35 protein-coding genes are annotated in these 19,991 nt (G+C 59.7%); 2 read left to right on the forward strand and 33 right to left on the reverse strand.

Features of this window, described 5'->3' with window-relative positions:
- Together RJQ10_RS06610 and RJQ10_RS06615 are read right to left on the reverse strand one after the other, a co-directional pair.
- Positions 1-289: FAD-dependent oxidoreductase (locus RJQ10_RS06610; RefSeq protein ID WP_350144863.1), on the reverse strand; the 289-nt coding region annotated here is incomplete at its 3' end.
- Entirely contained in the window at positions 286-1,482 is a 1,197-nt protein-coding gene (locus RJQ10_RS06615) for an MFS transporter (protein WP_350144865.1), read from the reverse strand. The genes RJQ10_RS06615 and RJQ10_RS06610, both read right to left, overlap by 4 nt.
- A 175-nt stretch (positions 1,483-1,657) precedes the next feature.
- On the opposite strand from RJQ10_RS06615, the gene uvrA reads away from it, so the two are divergent.
- Positions 1,658-4,549 carry an excinuclease ABC subunit UvrA gene (gene uvrA, locus RJQ10_RS06620; RefSeq protein ID WP_350144867.1) on the forward strand — a complete coding sequence of 964 codons (2,892 nt, stop codon included), beginning with the start codon at positions 1,658-1,660 and terminating at the stop codon, positions 4,547-4,549.
- Positions 4,550-4,654: 105 nt separating this feature from the next.
- Here the strand turns inward: uvrA and rplQ are convergent, their stop codons facing one another.
- The 30 genes from rplQ to RJQ10_RS06770 form a co-directional block, all read right to left on the reverse strand.
- On the reverse strand, positions 4,655-5,044 hold the full coding sequence (gene rplQ, locus RJQ10_RS06625) for a 50S ribosomal protein L17 (protein ID WP_350144869.1): 390 nt from the start codon (positions 5,042-5,044) through the stop codon (positions 4,655-4,657).
- 58 nt (positions 5,045-5,102) lie between these two features.
- A complete protein-coding gene (locus RJQ10_RS06630) occupies positions 5,103-6,107 on the reverse strand; it encodes a DNA-directed RNA polymerase subunit alpha (protein WP_350144871.1) in 1,005 nt (334 codons plus the stop codon).
- Positions 6,108-6,144: 37 nt separating this feature from the next.
- Positions 6,145-6,765 (reverse strand): 30S ribosomal protein S4, encoded by a 621-nt coding sequence (gene rpsD / locus RJQ10_RS06635; RefSeq protein ID WP_350144873.1) that lies wholly within the window; start codon positions 6,763-6,765, stop codon positions 6,145-6,147.
- Positions 6,766-6,785: 20 nt separating this feature from the next.
- Complete coding sequence (gene rpsK, locus RJQ10_RS06640; protein WP_350144875.1) at positions 6,786-7,178, reverse strand: 30S ribosomal protein S11; 393 nt, start codon at positions 7,176-7,178, stop codon at positions 6,786-6,788.
- A 78-nt stretch (positions 7,179-7,256) separates the two neighbouring features.
- Positions 7,257-7,613, reverse strand: coding sequence for a 30S ribosomal protein S13 (gene rpsM, locus RJQ10_RS06645; protein WP_350144877.1), 357 nt, complete (start codon positions 7,611-7,613; stop codon positions 7,257-7,259).
- 149 nt (positions 7,614-7,762) lie between these two features.
- Entirely contained in the window at positions 7,763-7,879 is a 117-nt protein-coding gene (rpmJ, locus tag RJQ10_RS06650) for a 50S ribosomal protein L36 (protein WP_350144879.1), read from the reverse strand.
- Positions 7,880-7,909: 30 nt separating this feature from the next.
- Positions 7,910-9,232 (reverse strand): preprotein translocase subunit SecY, encoded by a 1,323-nt coding sequence (secY, locus tag RJQ10_RS06655; RefSeq protein WP_350144881.1) that lies wholly within the window; start codon positions 9,230-9,232, stop codon positions 7,910-7,912.
- Positions 9,233-9,667: a 50S ribosomal protein L15 gene (gene rplO / locus RJQ10_RS06660; protein ID WP_350144923.1), complete on the reverse strand. Its 435-nt coding sequence runs from the start codon at positions 9,665-9,667 to the stop codon at positions 9,233-9,235. It abuts the gene before it with no gap.
- 15 nt (positions 9,668-9,682) lie between these two features.
- Complete coding sequence (gene rpmD / locus RJQ10_RS06665; RefSeq protein WP_027950924.1) at positions 9,683-9,865, reverse strand: 50S ribosomal protein L30; 183 nt, start codon at positions 9,863-9,865, stop codon at positions 9,683-9,685.
- An 18-nt stretch (positions 9,866-9,883) separates the two neighbouring features.
- On the reverse strand, positions 9,884-10,396 hold the full coding sequence (rpsE, locus tag RJQ10_RS06670) for a 30S ribosomal protein S5 (protein WP_350144883.1): 513 nt from the start codon (positions 10,394-10,396) through the stop codon (positions 9,884-9,886).
- A 9-nt stretch (positions 10,397-10,405) separates the two neighbouring features.
- Positions 10,406-10,756 carry a 50S ribosomal protein L18 gene (gene rplR / locus RJQ10_RS06675; protein ID WP_350144885.1) on the reverse strand — a complete coding sequence of 117 codons (351 nt, stop codon included), beginning with the start codon at positions 10,754-10,756 and terminating at the stop codon, positions 10,406-10,408.
- 10 nt (positions 10,757-10,766) lie between these two features.
- Entirely contained in the window at positions 10,767-11,294 is a 528-nt protein-coding gene (gene rplF / locus RJQ10_RS06680; protein WP_350144887.1) for a 50S ribosomal protein L6, read from the reverse strand.
- A gap of 24 nt (positions 11,295-11,318) precedes the next feature.
- Positions 11,319-11,714 carry a 30S ribosomal protein S8 gene (rpsH, locus tag RJQ10_RS06685; protein WP_350144889.1) on the reverse strand — a complete coding sequence of 132 codons (396 nt, stop codon included), beginning with the start codon at positions 11,712-11,714 and terminating at the stop codon, positions 11,319-11,321.
- 15 nt (positions 11,715-11,729) lie between these two features.
- Complete coding sequence (rpsN, locus tag RJQ10_RS06690; RefSeq protein ID WP_350144891.1) at positions 11,730-12,035, reverse strand: 30S ribosomal protein S14; 306 nt, start codon at positions 12,033-12,035, stop codon at positions 11,730-11,732.
- Positions 12,036-12,047: 12 nt separating this feature from the next.
- Entirely contained in the window at positions 12,048-12,587 is a 540-nt protein-coding gene (gene rplE, locus RJQ10_RS06695; protein ID WP_350144893.1) for a 50S ribosomal protein L5, read from the reverse strand.
- 23 nt (positions 12,588-12,610) lie between these two features.
- Entirely contained in the window at positions 12,611-12,925 is a 315-nt protein-coding gene (gene rplX / locus RJQ10_RS06700) for a 50S ribosomal protein L24 (protein WP_350144895.1), read from the reverse strand.
- A gap of 27 nt (positions 12,926-12,952) precedes the next feature.
- On the reverse strand, positions 12,953-13,321 hold the full coding sequence (gene rplN, locus RJQ10_RS06705) for a 50S ribosomal protein L14 (protein WP_350144897.1): 369 nt from the start codon (positions 13,319-13,321) through the stop codon (positions 12,953-12,955).
- A gap of 40 nt (positions 13,322-13,361) precedes the next feature.
- On the reverse strand, positions 13,362-13,628 hold the full coding sequence (rpsQ, locus tag RJQ10_RS06710; RefSeq protein ID WP_350144899.1) for a 30S ribosomal protein S17: 267 nt from the start codon (positions 13,626-13,628) through the stop codon (positions 13,362-13,364).
- A gap of 2 nt (positions 13,629-13,630) precedes the next feature.
- Entirely contained in the window at positions 13,631-13,822 is a 192-nt protein-coding gene (gene rpmC, locus RJQ10_RS06715) for a 50S ribosomal protein L29 (RefSeq protein ID WP_350144901.1), read from the reverse strand.
- Entirely contained in the window at positions 13,822-14,235 is a 414-nt protein-coding gene (gene rplP, locus RJQ10_RS06720) for a 50S ribosomal protein L16 (protein ID WP_350144903.1), read from the reverse strand. The genes rpmC and rplP overlap by 1 nt, the downstream gene beginning before the upstream one ends.
- 11 nt (positions 14,236-14,246) lie before the next feature.
- A complete protein-coding gene (gene rpsC, locus RJQ10_RS06725; RefSeq protein WP_350144905.1) occupies positions 14,247-14,918 on the reverse strand; it encodes a 30S ribosomal protein S3 in 672 nt (223 codons plus the stop codon).
- Positions 14,919-14,935: 17 nt separating this feature from the next.
- Entirely contained in the window at positions 14,936-15,274 is a 339-nt protein-coding gene (gene rplV, locus RJQ10_RS06730) for a 50S ribosomal protein L22 (protein ID WP_350144907.1), read from the reverse strand.
- Between the two features lie 31 nt (positions 15,275-15,305).
- Positions 15,306-15,581: a 30S ribosomal protein S19 gene (gene rpsS, locus RJQ10_RS06735; RefSeq protein WP_350144909.1), complete on the reverse strand. Its 276-nt coding sequence runs from the start codon at positions 15,579-15,581 to the stop codon at positions 15,306-15,308.
- A gap of 36 nt (positions 15,582-15,617) precedes the next feature.
- A complete protein-coding gene (rplB, locus tag RJQ10_RS06740) occupies positions 15,618-16,445 on the reverse strand; it encodes a 50S ribosomal protein L2 (protein WP_350144911.1) in 828 nt (275 codons plus the stop codon).
- Between the two features lie 14 nt (positions 16,446-16,459).
- Positions 16,460-16,756 (reverse strand): 50S ribosomal protein L23, encoded by a 297-nt coding sequence (gene rplW / locus RJQ10_RS06745; RefSeq protein ID WP_350144913.1) that lies wholly within the window; start codon positions 16,754-16,756, stop codon positions 16,460-16,462.
- Positions 16,753-17,370, reverse strand: a complete 618-nt coding sequence (gene rplD, locus RJQ10_RS06750) for a 50S ribosomal protein L4 (protein WP_350144915.1) — start codon at positions 17,368-17,370, stop codon at positions 16,753-16,755. Before rplD ends, rplW begins: the two co-directional genes overlap by 4 nt.
- 18 nt (positions 17,371-17,388) lie before the next feature.
- Complete coding sequence (gene rplC / locus RJQ10_RS06755) at positions 17,389-18,024, reverse strand: 50S ribosomal protein L3 (protein WP_350144917.1); 636 nt, start codon at positions 18,022-18,024, stop codon at positions 17,389-17,391.
- A gap of 123 nt (positions 18,025-18,147) precedes the next feature.
- The gene (gene rpsJ, locus RJQ10_RS06760) at positions 18,148-18,459 is read right to left on the reverse strand and encodes a 30S ribosomal protein S10 (protein ID WP_116366776.1); all 312 of its coding nucleotides are present in this window, start codon (positions 18,457-18,459) and stop codon (positions 18,148-18,150) included.
- A 131-nt stretch (positions 18,460-18,590) separates the two neighbouring features.
- Entirely contained in the window at positions 18,591-18,905 is a 315-nt protein-coding gene (locus RJQ10_RS06765) for a TraR/DksA family transcriptional regulator (protein ID WP_350144919.1), read from the reverse strand.
- 63 nt (positions 18,906-18,968) lie between these two features.
- Entirely contained in the window at positions 18,969-19,211 is a 243-nt protein-coding gene (locus RJQ10_RS06770) for an HP1242/YdcH family protein (protein WP_350144921.1), read from the reverse strand.
- Between the two features lie 216 nt (positions 19,212-19,427).
- Between RJQ10_RS06770 and RJQ10_RS06775 the strand changes: the two genes are divergently transcribed.
- Positions 19,428-19,796: a TM2 domain-containing protein gene (locus RJQ10_RS06775; RefSeq protein WP_350144925.1), complete on the forward strand. Its 369-nt coding sequence runs from the start codon at positions 19,428-19,430 to the stop codon at positions 19,794-19,796.
- A 56-nt stretch (positions 19,797-19,852) separates the two neighbouring features.
- Here the strand turns inward: RJQ10_RS06775 and RJQ10_RS06780 are convergent.
- A partial coding sequence (locus tag RJQ10_RS06780; RefSeq protein ID WP_502880211.1) for an EF-Tu C-terminal domain-related protein occupies positions 19,853-19,991 on the reverse strand: 139 nt, incomplete at its 5' end.

The raw sequence follows: 19,991 nt of genomic DNA on the forward strand, positions 1-19,991 counted from the left end.
CCGCGCCACCCGGCGCGCTGTGGAACCGCTGCTCCCCCTGCAGGGCCGACATCATCCAGCCGCCATTGCGACCGGAGGCACCGAAACCGCAGAGCTCCGCTTCAAGAATGCACACCGAACAATCGGGCGCCAGCGTCTTCAGGTAATAGGCGGTCCACAACCCGCTATAACCACCGCCGATGATTGCCACATCGCAGCGCTGGTCGCCCGCCAGTGCGGCGCGAGGTGCAGGGTTGCCCGCAGCCTCAAACCACAAGCTGACCGGAGGATAAGCGGGCGAGGAAGTCAAGGCAGGGATATCCCGTCTGCCGTTTCCGGTGCAGCTCGCGGCACAGGCAGGGCGACCAGGAACCAGAGCGCCGTCACGCCCAGGCAGAGTTCCGTGATCCCGGCCAGGCCATAGTGCTGCAACACCCAGCCGCCAGCGGCGCCGCCGGCGAATATCCCCAGAAACTGTGATGTGGAGAAGATCCCCAGCGCGGTACCCTTGCCGCCGGGGTCCACCGCCTTGCTGACCAGGGAGGGAAGCACCGCCTCCATGTAATTGAAACCGACGAAGAACAGCCACAGGGCCGCATAAAACAGCCAGGGCTCGCGCACCAGGCCCAGCAGCGCCAGCGACAGGAACAACAGGCCGATGCAGCTGAGGAAGACCAGATGGGGGCGACCGCCCTTTTCCGCGAGACGCATCAGGGGCAGGATGCCGAGCACGGACAGCAGCACTGCCGGCAGATAGATCTGCCAGTGCATCTCGCGGGGAATCCCCAGGGCGCCCTCAAGCACCCCGGGGACGACCTGGAAGCTGACCATGAGGATAAAGTGCAGGGCGAATATCCCCGCATCCAGCCGCAGCAGCGTGGGGTTGCGCAGACTGAGCCCCATCAAACCCGGGCGAGCCCCGACCTCCGCGTGGGTCATGCCGATACGCGGTGGCTGCGGCACCTGCCAGGCGACAATGGCGATACCTGCCAGCGCCAGGAAAGCGGTAAAACCGAACACGGCTTCCAGGCCGCCGAGCCCGGCTACCAGCGGCCCCAGCACCAGCGCCACGGCGAATGCCAGGCCGATGCTGGCGCCGACAATGGCCATCGCCTTGGTGCGCTGCTCCTGCCGGGTGAGATCAGCGACCAGCGCCATCACACTACTGGCAATGGCGCCTGCGCCCTGCAGCGCACGCCCGGCGATAATGCCGTAGATACTGTCGGCCAGTGCTGCCACGATGCTGCCGAGGGCAAAAATCAACAGCCCGGCAATGATCACCGGCTTGCGCCCGATGCGATCAGACAGCCAGCCGAAGGGAATCTGCAGACAGGCCTGGGTCAGGCCGTAGGCGCCCAGTGCAACCCCAATCAGGGCCGGGGTGGCCCCTTCGAAATCAATCGCGTACAGGGCCAGCAGTGGCAGGACCATGAACAGTCCCAACATGCGAAAGTTGTAAAGCAGGGCGAGGGACGTCACGGAGCGACGTTCCAAGGAGGTCATCGGGTGTTCGGTGATCACAGGCTGGCAGCTTCGCAAAAACGCTAATGTTAACAGCTTAGCTACCGCCGTGGCATCCGCGCCGCCCGCAGCTGCGTATAACCCGGTATATTTTGCCTCCACCCGAACCGACCGCCTATACTGTCGGGTTTGACTGGCAGCCTTCGACCGGAGACTCATGGACACTATTCTCGTCCGCGGTGCACGCACCCACAACCTCAAGAACATCGACCTGGACATCCCCCGCGATCAGTTGGTGGTGATTACCGGGCTTTCCGGTTCCGGCAAATCGTCCCTGGCTTTCGACACCCTGTATGCCGAGGGCCAGCGGCGCTACGTCGAATCCCTGTCCACCTACGCCCGCCAGTTCCTGTCGATGATGGAAAAGCCGGACATGGACCACATCGAGGGCCTGTCCCCGGCGATATCCATCGAGCAGAAATCGACCTCGCACAATCCGCGCTCCACGGTCGGCACCATCACCGAAATCTACGACTACCTGCGCCTGCTGTATGCCCGGGTCGGAGAGCCACGCTGCCCGGAGCACGGCGAGAGCCTGCAGGCCCAGACCGTGAGCCAGATGGTGGATTCAGTGCTGGCGCTGCCGGAGGGTACCCGGTTGATGCTGCTGGCACCGGTGGTCAGGGCGCGCAAGGGCGAGCACCTGCATGTATTCGAGGAGTTGCGTGCTTCGGGTTTTGTCCGCGCCCGGGTCAACGGCATCGTCACCGACCTTGATGACCTGCCGAAACTGGACAAGAAGCGCAAGCACGACATCGAGGTGGTGGTAGACCGGTTCAAGGTCCGCGCCGATCTCAGCCTGCGCCTGGCCGAGTCCTTTGAAACCGCGCTGGGGCTGACGGAAGGCCTGGCGACTGTCAGCTACATGGACGATGACGGCGAGGACATCATGTTCTCCGCCCGCTTTGCCTGCCCGATCTGCGGCCACAGCATCGACGAGCTGGAGCCGCGGCTGTTCTCCTTCAACAATCCCGCGGGAGCCTGCCCCAGCTGTGACGGGCTGGGCGTGAAGCAGTACTTCGATCCCGAGCGCATTCTCCTGCACCCGGAATCCAGCCTCGCCGAGGGTGCCATTCGCGGCTGGGATCGGCGCAATGTGTATTACTTTCACATGCTCACCAGTCTGGCGGACCACTACGGGTTCTCCATCGACACCCCTTTCCAGAAGCTGAAGAAAAGCCACCGCGAAGCCATTCTCCACGGCAGCGGCGACGAGGAGGTGGCCTTCGCCTACATGAATGATCGCGGCGATGTCTACAAGCGGACCCATCCCTTCGAGGGGATCATCCCCAATATGGAGCGGCGCTACCGCGATACCGAGTCGCAGTCAGTGCGCGAAGAGCTGGCAAAATTTCTCTCCACCCAGCCCTGCCCCGATTGCCACGGCACCCGCCTGCGGCGGGACGCGCGCCACGTATTCGTCGATGACCGCGCCCTGCCCAGTATCACCGAGATGCCCGTAGGCGAGGCCGAAGTGTACTTTGGCCAGCTGAAGCTGGAAGGCCGCAAGGGCGAGATAGCCGGCAAGATTCTCAAGGAGCTGCGCGCCCGCTATCGCTTCCTGGTGGATGTGGGACTCAACTACCTGACCCTGAGCCGCAGCGCGGAAACCCTCTCGGGTGGCGAGGCACAGCGTATTCGCCTGGCCTCCCAGATCGGCGCCGGCCTGGTGGGCGTCATGTACATCCTCGATGAGCCGTCCATCGGCCTGCACCAGCGCGACAATGAGCGCCTGCTCGGCACCCTCACCCACCTGCGGGACCTGGGCAATACCGTGCTGGTGGTGGAGCACGATGAAGACGCGATCCGCCGGGCCGATCACATCATCGATATCGGTCCCGGCGCCGGCGTTCACGGCGGCCGCATCGTAGCCCAGGGCAGCCTCGAGGATATCATCGGCAACGAGCAATCCCTCACCGGCGCCTACCTGTCCGGCAAGCGCAGTATTGCGGTACCGGTAAAACGCACCCCGGCTGATCCGCAGCGAATCCTGCAACTGTCGGGAGCCAGCGGCAACAATCTGCAGGGGGTGGACCTCGAGCTGCCCCTGGGCCTGCTGACCTGCATCACCGGCGTCTCCGGCTCCGGTAAATCAACCCTGATCAACAACACCCTGTACCCCATCGCCGCCACCGAGCTCAACGGCGCCACCACCCTGACCCCCGCCCCCTACAAGGGCATCAAGGGTATGGAGCACATCGACAAGTGCATCGACATTGACCAGAGCCCCATCGGCCGCACCCCGCGCTCCAACCCGGCGACCTATACCGGCATCTTCACCCCGGTGAGGGAGCTGTTCGCCGGCACCCAGGAAGCGCGCTCACGCGGCTACAAGCCGGGCCGTTTCAGCTTCAACGTCAAGGGTGGCCGCTGCGAGGCCTGCCAGGGCGATGGCGTGACCAAGGTCGAGATGCATTTCCTGCCCGATATCTATGTCCCCTGTGATGTCTGCAAGGGCCGGCGCTACAACCGTGAGACACTGGAGATCCGCTACAAGGGCAAGAGCATCCACGAGGTCCTGGAAATGACCGTGGAGGACGCCCTGAGCTTCTTCGAGCCCGTACCCGCCATTGCCCGCAAGCTGCAGACCCTCATTGACGTCGGCCTGTCCTATATCCGCCTGGGCCAGGCCGCCACGACCCTGTCCGGGGGCGAGGCCCAGCGGGTCAAGCTGTCCAGGGAGCTTTCCAAGCGCGACACCGGCAAGACCCTCTACATCCTCGACGAGCCCACTACGGGCCTGCACTTCGAGGACATACGGCAACTACTGGAGGTTCTGCACCGCCTGCGCGACCACGGCAACACGGTAGTCATCATCGAGCACAACCTGGATGTGATCAAAACCGCCGACTGGATAGTGGACCTCGGGCCCGAAGGCGGCTCAGGGGGCGGCGAGATCATCGCCACAGGGACACCGGAGAACGTTGCCAAGGTGAAGAAATCCTACACCGGACACTTCCTGGGGCCGCTGCTGAAACAGCAGGCTTCCAGGGAGACTGGGAAGCCAAAGCCTCCGAAGCGGAAAGCGGGCAAGCGGGCGGCAGCCTGAATGGGTGTCTGCCGGGTGGCCACGGCAGCCTGCGCCTCATCCGCCACGTGAACTACGGGCACAAAAAAGCCGGGGCTAGCCCGGCTTTTTCACCGTGAGGAAAACTTACTCCTCGTCGGCACTCACATCATCCACCTGCGGGCGATCGACCAGCTCGACATAGGCCATGGGAGCCTTGTCGCCGGCGCGGAAGCCACATTTGAGGATGCGAATATAGCCGCCGGGACGGGCCTGGTAGCGCGGCCCCAGTTCCGAGAACAGCTTGCCAACAGCCGCCTTGTCGCGCATGCGGTCGAACGCCAGGCGGCGATTGGCAACGCTGTCGCTCTTGGCCAGGGTAATCAGCGGCTCAGCGTAGCTGCGCAGCTCCTTGGCCTTGGGCAGGGTGGTCTTGATCAACTCGTGCTCTACCAGAGACACGGTCATATTTCGGAACATGGCCTTGCGGTGAGAGGCATTCCGGTTCAACTGACGTCCGCTGTGACGGTGACGCATTTTTACTTTCCTATACTGTCTGTGCTATCTCAGCACTGCCAACTGTTAACTCGGGAGCTTAGATACTCAGCACCCGGTCGTCGTTTCTGAGGCTGGCCGGCGGCCAGTTGTCCAGGCGCATACCCAGGGACAAGCCGCGAGATGCCAGCACATCCTTGATTTCGGTCAGTGACTTCTTGCCCAGGTTCGGGGTCTTCAACAGCTCGACTTCCGTGCGCTGAACCAGGTCACCAATGTAGTAAATGTTCTCTGCCTTCAGGCAGTTGGCCGAGCGAACCGTCAACTCGAGATCGTCCACGGGACGCAGCAGAATCGGATCGACCTCGTCCTCCTCGACCACGGACTCGCTGTGGCTCTCGCTCTCGAGGTCAACGAACACAGCCAGCTGCTGCTGGAGGATGGTCGCGGCGCGACGGATCGCTTCCTCGGGGTCGATGGTGCCATTGGTCTCAAGGTCCAGGACCAGCTTGTCGAGGTCGGTACGCTGCTCGACGCGAGCGGCCTCAACCACATAGGACACCCGATTGATCGGCGAGAATGTGGCATCGAGGTGCAGACGACCAATGGAGCGGGTTTCTTCCTCGGGATTCTCACGGGAATCTGCGGGGGAGTAGCCACGACCGCGTGCAACCGTCAGCTTCATGCTGATGTGCGAGCCGCCGGTCAGAACGCAGATCACGTGCTCTGGATTGCGAATCTCGATATCGTGATCCACCTGGATATCGCCGGCGGTGACCACGCCGGGACCTTTGCGGCTCAGGGTCAGCTCGGCTTCTTCCTTGCCGTTCATGACCAGGGCAACGCCCTTGAGGTTCAACAGGATTTCGATTACGTCTTCCTGCACACCCTCAATGGCGCTGTACTCATGCTCGACGCCGTCAATTTCCACTTCCGTGATGGCGCAGCCGGGCATGGAAGACAGCAGTATGCGACGCAGGGCATTGCCGAGGGTATGGCCAAAGCCACGCTCCAGCGGCTCCAGGGTGACCTGGGCGCGGGTGCTGGTCTTTTCTTCGACGTTGATCACGCGCGGAGTCAAAAATTCGTTCACTGCTGTCTGCATTCTGGCACCTGTATGAGTAGGTTAGTCCTAAGTCGGATTACTTGGAGTACAGTTCCACGATCAGGTTTTCATTGATCTCGGAAGACAGATCCTGACGCTCAGGGGCTGACTTGAAGACTCCTTCCAGCTTATCGCTATTGACTTCAATCCACTCGGGCTCGCCGCGCTGGGCGGCAAGGGCCAGTGCAGACTGCACCCGCAGCTGCTTTTTGGCTTTCTCGCGCAGGGACACCACGTCACCGGCCTGCACCTGGTAGGAAGGCACATTCACCACCGCGCCGTTGACCAGGATGCCCTTGTGGCTGACGAGCTGACGGGATTCAGCACGGGTAGAACCAAAGCCCATGCGGTACACCACGTTGTCGAGGCGGCTTTCCAGCAATTGCAGCAGGTTTTCGCCGGTAGCGCCCTTGAGCCGCGCCGCCTCTTTGTAATAGTTGCGGAACTGCTTTTCAAGTATGCCGTAGATGCGACGTACCTTTTGCTTCTCGCGCAGCTGCACACCGTAGTCAGACAGACGACCGCGACGGGCGCCATGCTGGCCGGGAGCCGATTCGGGCTTGCACTTGCTTTCCAGTGCACGCACCCCGCTCTTCAGGAACAGGTCGGTTCCCTCACGACGGGAGAGCTTGCACTTGGGTCCAATATATCGAGCCATGTCAGTTCTTCCTGTAAGCGTTAGACGCGACGTTTCTTGGGCGGACGGCAACCGTTGTGCGGGATCGGCGTCACGTCGGTGATGTTGGTGATCTTGTAACCGCAGGAGTTCAGCGCACGTACGGCTGACTCGCGGCCCGGGCCGGGGCCTTTCACCTGTACATCAAGATTCCTCAAACCATATTCCTTGGCCGCTTCACCTGCTCGCTCCGCCGCCACCTGGGCCGCGAAAGGGGTGCTTTTACGGGAGCCGCGGAAGCCGGAGCCGCCGGACGTCGCCCAGCTCAGGGTATTGCCCTGGCGGTCGGTAATGGTGATGATCGTGTTGTTAAAAGACGCATGGACGTGCGCAATGCCATCCACGACGGTCTTGGTAATCTTCTTGCGAGTGCTCTTGGCACCTGGCTTGGCCATACTCTTTTTCCTGCTTTAATATCAACACTGCACTCGGGTGCAGCTACACTAAAAAGGATCCGCGGGGGGCTGAATGCCTTACTTGCGAATCGGCTTGCGCGGACCCTTGCGGGTACGGGCATTGGTCTTGGTGCGCTGGCCGCGAAGCGGCAGGCCGCGACGATGGCGCAGGCCGCGGTTGCAACCGAGGTCCATCAGGCGCTTGATGTTCATCGATACTTCCCGGCGCAGGTCACCCTCTACCGTCAGTTCGCCCACCTTGTTTCTCAGCGCGTCCATTTGTTCTTCGCTGAGCTCACCGATCTTGCTGTTTTCAGCAACACCCGTGTCGGCGCAGAGGCGCCTGGCCTGGGTGCGACCGACACCATAGATATAGGTCAGGGCGATAACAGCGTGCTTGTTATCGGGTACGTTGACGCCGGCAATACGAGCCATCCAACTCTCTCCAAATACTCAAATCGTCGCTTTGCGCTGAGCGAACAAGCCGCACCCTGAACCCTGAGCGGCTCGGGGGGTGGGGCGCGAAAGGCGCAGCATTCTAGCGGTATGTTTACTAAAAATCAACAGTCTGCAACCGGAACCGATCAGCCCTGGCGCTGCTTGTGGCGGGGATCTGTATTGCAGATCACACGCACGACACCGTTGCGGCGAACGATCTTGCAATTCCTGCAGACCTTCTTTACTGATGCACGTACTTTCATTTCGCTCTTCTCCAAGGACCGGCCAGCCTGTCAGCGGCCGGAAGCACCATAGTTGTTCAATTTCGCTTTCTTCATCACCGAGTCGTACTGGTGCGACATCAGGTGGCTTTGTACCTGGGCCATAAAGTCCATCACCACAACCACTACGATCAGCAGCGAGGTGCCCCCCAGGTAAAACGGTACGTTCCACATGACCACCAGAAACTGGGGCATGAGGCAGACCAGCGCAATATAAGCTGACCCGAACACGGTTAACCTCGTCAGCACGCCATCTATATAGTTGGCGGTCTGCTGTCCGGGCCGGATGCCGGGGACAAAGGCGCCGGAGCGCTTGAGATTGTCCGCCACTTCCTGGGGGTTGAACATCAACGCCGTGTAGAAGAAGCAGAAAAATACGATAAAGCCGGTGAACAGCAGGATGTTCAGGGGCTGCCCCGGGCCAATGGCCAAGGCCAGGTCCTGCAACCAGTCTGCAGAGCCGCTGGAACCAAACCACTGGGCGATCGAGGCTGGGAACAGCAGGATACTGCTGGCAAAGATCGCGGGAATTACCCCAGCCATATTGACCTTCAGCGGCAGGTGAGAGCTCTGCGCCTGCATCATCTTGCGCCCTTGTTGGCGCTTGGCGTAATTCACCGTGATCCGCCGCTGACCGCGCTCAATGAACACGATCATGTAAATGACGGCTATTCCCAGGGCGAGGATAAACAACAGGACGAGAATATTGAGCTCCCCCTGCCGCGCCTGCTCCAGCGACTGGCCGATGGCCGATGGCAGACCCGCCACGATACCCGCGAAAATCAGCAGTGATATCCCGTTGCCAACACCCTTTTCGGTAATCTGCTCCCCCAGCCACATCATGAACACTGCGCCAGTTACCAACGAAGTGATCGCAATCACGTAGAACACTACGGATGTATCGTAGGACATTCCCTGGTTGGCCATACCGACCGTCATGCCCGTCGCCTGCACGATGGCAAGCACCACGGTCAGGTAGCGCGTGTATTGGCTGATCTTGCGCCTGCCGGACTCGCCTTCTTTCTTCAGCGCTTCCAGCTGCGGGGTCACCGCTGACATCAACTGCATGATAATGGACGCAGAAATGTAGGGCATGATCCCGAGTGCAAGGATACTCATGCGCTCCAGCGCACCGCCGGAGAACATGTTGGCCAGACCCAGGATGGTGCCCTGGTTCTGGTTAAACAGGGCCGCCAGCTGGGCAGGGTCAATTCCCGGAACCGGAATATGGGTACCGATCCGGTAGACAATAATCGCCAGCAAAACAAAACGAAGGCGAGCAAAAAGCTCGCCCAGTCCGGCTTTGTTGCTACCTGGGAGCTGACCTTTAGCCATTTATTCCTCTACTTTCCCGCCGGCCTGTTCGATGGCCTCACGCGCACCCCTGGTGACCGCGAGCCCTTTTACAGTCAACGGCCTGGTGAGTTCGCCGGACAGGAACACGCGCACGCGCAGTACGTCCTGACGGATCACATCGGCTGCTTTCAGTGCTTCCAGATCGACCACATCGGACTGGACTCCATTCAGCTCACCCAGACGGACCTGCGCGGTCGTGCGGGAAACGCGTGAGGTGAAACCGTACTTCGGCAGGCGCTTCTGCAGCGGCATCTGGCCGCCCTCGAAACCTGGACGCACCTTGCCACCGGAGCGGGACTTCTGCCCCTTGTGACCGCGGCCAGCTGTCTTGCCGAGCCCACTGCCGATCCCGCGACCGACGCGCTTGCCATCCTTGCGGGAACCCGGGCTCGGGCTCAGGGTGTTCAGTCGCAAAACATCTGACATGATTTACTCCTCGATCCGAACCATGTAGTTCACTTTGTTGATCATGCCGCGAACAGAGGGGGTATCCTCGACTTCGACGGTATGACCGATGCGGCGCAGACCCAGGCCAGCGATACAGGCGCGGTGGTTCTTCAGGCGCCCGTGGACGCTCTTGGTCTGCGTAACCTTGATAGTAGCTTTAGCCATGACTAGCCAACCCAATAATTAGTTCAGAATTTCTTCAACGGTCTTGCCGCGCTTTGCGGCGACGTCATCCGGAGCAACCATGTCACGCAGACCGTTAAACGTTGCGCGAACCACGTTTACCGGGTTGGTGGAGCCGTAGCACTTCGCCAGTACGTTGTGGACGCCGGCGATTTCCAGCACCGCGCGCATCGCACCACCGGCAATAACGCCAGTACCCTCGGAAGCGGGCTGCATGTACACCTTGGAGGCGCCGTGACTGGCCCGAACCGGATACTGAATGGTGCCGTTGTTCAGCTCAACCTGAATCATGTTGCGACGGGCGGCTTCCATGGCTTTCTGGATCGCCACGGGGACTTCACGGGCCTTGCCGCGGCCGAAACCGACTTTGCCGTTGCCGTCACCGACCACGGTCAGGGCGGTGAAGCTGAAGATACGGCCACCCTTGACCACCTTGGCAACCCGGTTGACCTGTACCAGCTTTTCCTGGAAGTCACCGTCCTGCTGCTGCTTCTTCTGATCGTTAAACGCCATAGCCCTACCCTAGAATTCCAGTCCACTTTCACGGGCAGCGTCGGCAAGCGCCTTGACACGTCCGTGGTACTTGTAGCCAGCGCGATCAAACGCGACCTTGTCGACACCCGCAGCCTTGGCGCGCTCAGCCACCAGCTTGCCTACCGCAGCGGCTGCGGCCTGGTTGCCGGTGCTGCCACTGCGCAGGCTGCCGTCCAGCGTGGAAGCGCTGGCCAGAACACGATCGCCGGCAGGGGCAATAACCTGCGCGTAGATGTGGCGCGGGGTGCGGTGCACAGTCAGGCGGTTGACGCCCTGCTCGCGCATCCGGTTGCGAGCGCGACGTGCGCGACGCAGCCTTGATTCATTCTTTGCACTCATCTCAACCTACCTACTTCTTCTTGGCTTCTTTACGGCGAACGACTGCGTTTGCGTAACGAATACCCTTGCCCTTGTAAGGCTCCGGCGGACGGAAGCTGCGAATCTCGGCAGCGGCCTGGCCAACAGCCTGCTTGTCTATACCCTTGACTACGATTTCAGTCTGCGTCGGGGTCTCGGCGCTAACGCCCTCAGGAAGCTGGTAATCCACCGGGTGGGACAGACCGACCGTCAGGTTTACCGACTTGCCATCAGCCTTGGCGCGGTAGCCAACGCCGTTGAGGACCAGCTTTTTCTCCCAGCCGTCACTGACACCGATAACCATATTGCTCAGCAGGGCGCGCGTAGTACCGGCAAGCGCCTTGGACTTGTCGTTGTCGAAGGCAACGGACACGACATTTTCCTCCTGGGTGATGGCAATGCCTTCCCCCAGTTCAAATGCAAGCGTACCCCGGCCACCCTTGACGGTGAGGTCCCTGCCAGTCTGCTTTACTTCCACCCCTTTGGGCAGCAGTACCGGATTTTTTGCGACTCTAGACATGTTGAATGCCCTTCCTCAGTAATTCTAGAAAACGGTGCAGAGCACTTCGCCGCCGACACCTGCGGCGCGAGCCGCACGATCGGTCATCACACCCTTGGAGGTGGAGACAATGGCCACGCCCAGACCGCCACGAACCGTCGGCAGTTCGTCCTTGGCGGCATAGCTGCGCAGCCCAGGGCGGCTGATACGATCGATCTCTGCAATGACGGGCTTGCCCTGGTAATACTTGAGATCAATGCTCAAGCGGGGCTTGCCGGCTTCATTCGCTGCGGCGAAATCGGCGATGTAACCTTCTTGCTTCAAAACCTCTGCAACAGCGGCCTTAAGCTTGGAGCCGGGCATCTCTACCCGTGCTTTGCCGGCCATTTGCGCGTTGCGGATGCGGGTCAGCATATCTGACAGCGGATCTTGCATACTCATGTTCGAATCTCTCCGTTACCAGCTGGCTTTAACCAGACCAGGTACATCACCGCGCATCGCCGCTTCACGCAGCTTGTTGCGGCACAGGCCAAATTTACGATAAACACCGTGAGGACGGCCGGTCAGCTGGCAGCGACGCTGCTTGCGCACCGGACTGGCATCGCGGGGCAACTTCTGCAGTGCGATCTGTGCTTCCCACTTGGCGTCGTCTGACGCGCTCTGATCGCTCAGAACGGCCTTCAACGCAGCCCGCTTGGCGGCATACTTCACTACCATCTCCGCGCGCTTCTTCTCACGAGCGATCATCGATTTCTTAGCCATGAATTAAGCCTCTTAACCTTTCAGGGGGAAGTTGAAAGCGCGCAGCAGTGCGCGACCTTCATCATCCGTACGAGCCGTGGTGGTGATGGTAATGTCCATGCCACGCAGGGTGTCCACCTGGTCGTACTCGATTTCCGGGAAAATAATCTGTTCGCTGACACCCATCGCGAAGTTGCCACGACCGTCAAAAGACTTCGGGCTGATACCGCGAAAGTCGCGAATACGCGGGATAGCGATACTGATCAGGCGATCCAGGAATTCGTACATCTGGTCGGAGCGCAGGGTAACCTTGCAGCCGATCGGCCAGCCGTCGCGAATCTTGAAACCGGCGATGGACCTGCGGGCCAGCGTGATAATGGGCTTCTGGCCGGAGATCTTCTCCATGTCCGCAACCGCACTCTCCAGGACCTTCTTGTCGCCCACGGCCTCGCCAACACCCATGTTCAGGGTGATCTTGGTGATGCGCGGAATTTCCATCACATTCTTCAGGCCCAGCTCTTCCTGCAGCCGGGGAGCAATTTCGCTCTTGTACCTATCTTTCAACGTTGCCATGTCTTTTACCCTTGACCCCCGACTCAGGCGTCAATCGCCTCGCCACTGGATTTGAAGATACGCACCTTGGTATCCCCATCAACTTTGTAACCAACCTTGTCCGCCTTGCTGGTGGCCGGGTTGTAGATCGCCACGTTGGAGATCTGGATGGGCGCTTCGCGTTCAACGATGCCCCCGGCAACACCCATTTGCGGGTTGGGCTTGGTGTGCTTCTTTACCATGTTGATGCCCGCAACAACCACGCGGTTGTCGGTCATCACCTTGCGAACCTTGCCGCGCTTACCCTTGTCCTTGCCGGCCAGGATAATCACTTCGTCATCGCGCTTGATCTTGGACATTTCCTTTCCTCTCCTCCTGGGGCCGAATCAGATAACTTCCGGAGCCAGAGAAATAATCTTCATGAACTTCTCGCCGCGCAGCTCACGGGTCACGGGGCCGAAAATACGGGTACCAATCGGCGCCTGCTGGTTGTTCAGCAAAACTGCCGCGTTGTCGTCAAACTTGATCAGCGAGCCATCAGGGCGACGCACACCCTTGCGGGTACGCACCACAACTGCAGTCATCACCTGGCCTTTCTTGACCTTGCCCCGGGGAATTGCTTCCTTGACGGTCACCTTGATCAGGTCGCCCACACGCGCATAGCGACGCTTGGAGCCACCCAGCACCTTGATACACATCACCCGGCGGGCACCGCTGTTGTCAGCGACATCCAAATACGACTCTGTCTGAATCATCTCTTACTCCAAACTGCGGCCAGGCCGCAAAATACAGCGCTTATACCTGTGGGGCACTTTCCACGACTTCGAGCAGCTTCCAGGTCTTGCTCTTGGAAATGGGCCGCGACTCGGTAACCTTGACGGTATCGCCAATACCACACACATTGTTCTCATCGTGCGCGTGGATCTTGGAAGAGCGGGTAATGTACTTGCCGTACACCGGGTGCTTGACCCGTCGCTCGATCAGAACCGTGATGGTCTTGTCCATTTTGTTGCTGACGACCTTGCCAGTCGCCGTACGTATCCGCTTCTCTGCACCAGACATGCTCAATTACCCGCCTTTTCATTCAGTACAGTCTTGACGCGTGCGATGTCGCGCTGGTTCTGCTGCAGCAGATGTGACTGCCCAAGCTGACCAGTGGACTTTTGCATGCGCAGCTTGAACTGCTCTTCACGCAGGGTAAGCAGCTGCTTGTTCAGGTCCTCAGCGGACTTATCACGCAATTCGCTAGCTTTCATCACATCACCGACCGTTTAACAAATGTTGTAGCTACCGGAATCTTGGCAGCTGCCAGCGCAAATGCTTCACGCGCGAGCTCTTCCGAAACGCCCTGCACTTCGTACAGCACCTTTCCGGGCTGGATCTGTGCCACCCAGTACTCAACGTTACCCTTACCCTTACCCTGACGAACTTCCAGCGGCTTGCCGGTAATCGGCTTGTCCGGGAAGACGCGGATCCAGATCTTGCCACCACGCTTGATGTGGCGGGTCATCGCACGACGCGCCGCCTCGATCTGGCGCGCAGTGATACGGCCGCGGCCAGTCGCCTTCAAACCGTATTCGCCGAAACTTACCTTGCTGCCACGCTCGGCCAGGCCGCGGTTGCGGCCCTTCATCATCTTGCGAAATTTAGTACGCTTTGGTTGAAGCATCTGCGTAACCCTTAATTAGTTGCTGTCTTCTTGGCGCTGTCGGAATGGCCTTCAGTGCCAATCACTTCACCCTTGAAGATCCATACCTTGACCCCGATGATGCCGTAGGTGGTAGAGGCCTCGTAAGTGGCGTAATCGATATCTGCACGCAGGGTATGCAAGGGCACACGGCCTTCGCGATACCACTCGGTGCGCGCAATTTCAGCACCACCCAGGCGACCACCTACCTGGATCTTGATGCCCTCGGCGCCCTGGCGCATGGCGTTCTGCACCACCCGCTTCATCGCCCTCCGGAACATTACCCGGCGCTCCAGCTGCTGGGCCACGTTCTGCGCAACCAGCTTGGCGTCCAGGTCCGGCTTGCGGATCTCTTCGATGTTGATGTGCACGGGCACACCCATCATCTCGGCCAACTTCTTGCGCAGGCCGTCCACATCCTCGCCTTTCTTGCCGATAACAATACCGGGGCGGGCAGTGTGGATGGTGATACGCGCGGTCTGCGCCGGGCGCTCGATCACGACGCGGCTGACCGACGCGTGCTCCAGCGTCTTCTCGATGTACTTGCGCACAGCGAGGTCGGTGATAAGCGTCTTCGCATAGTTTTTGCTATCCGCATACCAGATCGAATTGTGATCCTTGACGATACCTAACCGTATGCCGACCGGATGTACTTTCTGACCCATGTGGTCTTCTCCTGAACTTAGCTTTGGCCGTCTGCAACTTTCACGGTGATATGACAGGTGCGCTTGAATATCCGATCAGCGCGACCCTTGGCCCGAGGCCGCAGACGCTTCATGGTCATACCTTCATCCACGAAGATGCTGGACACTTTCAACTCGTCCACATCCGCACCTTCATTGTTTTCGGCATTGGCAATCGCAGAGTCAAGGATCTTCTTGACAATGTGGGCCGCCTTCTTGGTGCTGAATTCCAGCAGGCTCAGCGCTTCTTCAACCGGCTTGCCACGCACCTGGTCTGCGACCAGCCGGGCTTTCTGGGCCGAGATTCGCGCGCCTTTCAGTCTTGCTGCAACTTCCATCTTCCTAAACCTCGCTATAGACCAGCGCTTACTAGCGCTTCGCCTTCTTGTCTACAATGTGGCCCTTGAACGTACGGGTAGCCGCAAATTCACCGAGCTTGTGACCAACCATATCTTCGTTGATCAGCACTGGAACATGCTGCCGGCCATTGTGAACGGCGATCGTCAGACCCACCATATCAGGCGATATCATGGAACGGCGCGACCAGGTCTTGATCGGGCGACGGTCGTTGCTTTCAATCGCGGCTTCAACTTTCTTAATCAAGTGAAGGTCGATAAAAGGACCTTTCTTCAGTGAACGCGGCACAGTGTCTTCCTCTAATCTCTTGTCTGTCGACCGAACTTATTTCTTGCCACGACGGCGCACAATGAGCCCGTCAGTGCGCTTGTTCGAGCGCGTCTTGTAACCTTTGGTCGGGGTACCCCAGGGGCTGACCGGATGACGGCCACCGGAAGTACGACCTTCACCACCACCATGCGGGTGATCCACCGGGTTCATCGCCACGCCGCGAACGGTCGGACGCACACCGCGCCAACGCGTGGCACCGGCCTTGCCCAGCTTGCGCAGGCTGTGTTCGGAGTTCGACACTTCACCCATCGTCGCGCGACAGTCGGACAGCACCTTGCGCATCTCGCCGGAGCGCAGACGCAGGGTCGCGTACTGGCCTTCACGCGCCACCAGCTGGATGGAGGCTCCGGCGGAGCGAGCAAGCTGAGCTCCCTTGCCCGGCTTCATCTCCACCGCGTGGATAACCGAGCCCACCGGGATATTGCGCAGCGGCAGGCAGTTGCCGACCTTGATCGGCGCTGCGGGCCCGGACTGCAGAGTGTCACCGGACTTCACACCCTTGGGCGCAATAATGTAGCGGCGCTCGCCGTCAGCGAACAGCAGCAGCGCAATGTGCGCGGTGCGGTTCGGGTCGTACTCAATGCGCTCTACCTTGGCCGGAATACCGTCCTTCGAGCGCTTGAAATCGATGACCCGGTAGTGCTGCTTGTGACCGCCACCAACGTGCCGCGTGGTAATACGGCCATTGTTGTTGCGGCCGCCATTGCGGGTCTGTTTTTCCAGCAGCGGGGCATAGGGGGCGCCCTTGTGCAGGTCCTCACTGGTCACGCGGACGACGTGACGACGTCCGGGCGAAGTGGGCTTACTTGTTAATACTGCCATCTCGAACCTACTCCTTATTCAGCCACGGCAAAGTCGATGTCCTGACCCTGCTCCAGTTGAACATATGCCTTCTTCCAGGTCGGCTTGGCGCTCAGGCCATATTTGTTACGCTTGACCTTGCCCTTGACCTTGAGGGTCTGGACAGCATCGACCTTGACCTTGAACAGCTGCTCAACCGACTTCTTGATTTCGGCCTTGGTCGCGTTGACGGCAACCTTGAACACGTACTGGTTATTGCTGTCTGCCAGCACTGCGGCCTTTTCGGACACGTGCGGGGCGACCAGCACCTGGAAAATTCGCTCCTGGTTCATGCCAGCATCTCCTCAAACTTCTTCACCGCATCCACAGTGACCATGACCTTGTCATAGGCGATCAGGCTGACAGGATCCACGCCATCGACGTCGCGTACATCAACCTTGTGCAGGTTGCGGGCCGCCAGATAGAGGTTCTCACCCAGCTCGGCAGTCACGATCAGCACACTGTCGAGGCCGTATTCACCCAGCTGCTGAGCCAGCAGCTTGGTCTTGGGAGCCTCGAGCTCAACGCTCTCCACCACCAGCAGACGACCCTGACGGGCCAGCTCGGACATGATCGAACGCATGGCCGCACGGTACATCTTGCGGTTGACCTTCTGCGAGTGATCCTGCGGCCGGGCCGCAAAGGTCACACCGCCGCTGCGCCAAATGGGGGAGCGAATGGTCCCCGCACGGGCACGACCGGTACCTTTCTGGCGCCAGGGCTTCTTGCCACCACCACTCACATCGGAGCGGGTCTTCTGGGCACGGGTACCCTGACGGGCACCTGCCAGATAGGCAGTAACTACCTGGTGAACCAGGTCCTCATTGTATTCGCGGGCAAAGGCGACATCAGACACGGAGACCGTACCCGCTGTGGCGTTACCTGGCTTGACTACACTCAATTCCACGTTAGAGACCCCCTAACCTTAAGCCTTGACCGCGGGACGCACGATCACGTCGCCGCCGGGTGCACCGGGGACAGCGCCCTTGATGAGGAGCAGGTTCCGCTCCACATCCACGCGCACGATTTCCAGACCCTGGGTGGTGACGTTTTCCGCACCCATGTGCCCGGACATCTTCTTGCCCTTGAAAACGCGACCAGGCGTCTGGCACTGGCCGATTGAACCCGGGGCACGGTGGGACAGAGAGTTACCGTGGGTAGCGTCCTGCATGGAGAAGTTCCAGCGCTTGATAACGCCCTGGAACCCCTTGCCCTTGGACTTGCCCGCCACATCGACTTTCTGCCCGGCCTCGAAGCGCTCCACAGTCAATTCGGAACCGATAGCGGGAGCCTCGTCGCTCGCGCCCAAACGGAATTCCCACAAACCGTGACCTGCCTCGACACCCGCCTTTGCGAAGTGCCCGGCTTCTGATTTACTCACTTTCGAGGCCTTGCGGTTACCCGCAGTCACCTGAATTGCACGATAGCCGTGGCTCTCGAGCTCTTTGATCTGAGTAACCCGGTTTGGAGATACCTCCACTACGGTTACTGGGATGGATGCGCCGTCCTCGGTAAAAACACGAGTCATACCGGACTTACGGCCGACTAAGCCAATAGTCATTTTGCTAACCTCTCAGTGTACGGGGCTTACCCTCTATGGCCGCCCCGCCTTGCTTTAAAGAACCGGGCGTTACACACCCGCAGACCATGTGGGCCTACGGGCAGGTCTTGCTACAAATTGTAGTTAACCAAGACTGATCTGTACTTCTACACCTGCTGCCAGGTCCAGTTTCATCAGGGCGTCCACTGTTTTTTCAGTGGGCTCCACGATGTCCAACAGACGCTTGTGGGTACGAATTTCGTACTGGTCACGTGCATCCTTGTTAACGTGCGGCGAAATCAGCACGGTGTACTTTTCTTTCCGGGTCGGAAGCGGGATCGGCCCCCTGACCTGGGCACCCGTCCGGCGCGCCGTTTCCACGATTTCCTGAGTAGACGTGTCTATCAGGCGGTGGTCAAAAGCCTTGAGGCGAATACGAATACGTTGATTCTGCACCTGACCTAACTCCAATCAATAAAAAACCAGGGGTCCGCAAAGGAGCCCCCCGAAAAAGGAACGCGAATTCTAATGAGCGCCTACCGGGCTGTCAAGCAGGCCCAGGGATTATTTTGCGGCCCGCCGTGACTTTATTCGGCACATTTCACACAAAGCACCGCCTCAGGCAGCACTTCGAGGCGACCCGGGTCAATGTTCTCGCCACACGCCTCACAAATGCCGTAGCGACCGGCGTCCAGCCTGGCCAGTGCAGCACCGACCGCGCGGAGCGACTGATCCGTCTCGACCCCAATGGCATCTTCGACCTCGTCGTTCTCCCGCTCCTGGGCCTGCTCGGCCGAGTCGACAGAGTGACTGCGGGCAAGGTCGCGCTTGATGCTGGCCAAACGCTGCTCCAGGATTGCCTGCTTCTCCTCCAGCCGGGCCCGAGTCGATGATTCCGTCACTGCCTGTCTCCTTTACTGTCCGTTGTGAGCAACCCTGGGCCGGCCGCACCTAGCCGGCCGCACCTAGCCGGCCGCATTAAGCATACAGTAAAGCGCATCCTTCAGGTGCAGGCGACGGACCTTGGCCTGCTCCTCGGTATGTGTCGCCACCGGCGTCACTTCGTTTTCCATATTCTCAATACTGCGGGTCAGCTCGTGGTACTCGTCAAACAGCTTGCGGAAATGGGCGTCAGCGGTCTTCAGCTCGTGAATGCGGTCACGAAACTCCGGAAACTCGTGGATGAGATCATGATGTTCTACTGACATGTGTACTCCTTCAAAATCAGGTTGGCTTGCTGTCCAGCTTAGTGCAGCCCGACCTCAAGCTCCATGATCCAGATCAGGGTATCCGGACCGCCGGAGATCGAACACACATAATCCTTGACCCCGAGCGAGCTCCGACAGACGATAAGGCCATACTTTGTAATGAGGGCAAAGCCAGTGCAACCAGTGCGGGGAGCCAACGAGACACATTCGGTATTCATGGGCTACCTGCTCTGGATCTTCGGCTTTATGGGAGCCCACCGCTTCTATTACGGCCGCCAGATTACCGGGGTCATCTGGTTCTTCACCCTGGGCTTGCTGTTCATCGGCTGGATTATCGACCTGTTCCTGATACCCGGCATGTCCAGAGCCGCGGATCGGCGCTACAGCGAGGGCCCGGTCGACTACAACCTGGCCTGGATCCTGCTGACCTTCCTCGGCATCTTTGGCGTCCACCGCTTCTACATGGGCAAGATTGTCACCGGCCTCATCTACCTGCTGACGCTGGGCCTGTTCGGGCTCGGCCTGCTCTACGATTTTCTCACCCTGAACGGGCAGATCTCCGAGAGGAATGCCTACCGGCGCTGACAGCTGCAAACGAAAAAGCCCGGCACAAGGCCGGGCTTCCGGTATTACTCGAGGTCTTACTCGATGATCTTGGCGACGACGCCGGCACCCACGGTGCGGCCACCTTCGCGGATCGCAAAACGCAGACCGTCTTCCATCGCGATCGGCGCAATCAACGTCACAACCATCTGGATGTTGTCGCCCGGCATTACCATC

This window comes from Haliea sp., assembly GCF_040222615.1.
In the GTDB taxonomy this organism is placed as follows: domain Bacteria; phylum Pseudomonadota; class Gammaproteobacteria; order Pseudomonadales; family Halieaceae; genus Haliea.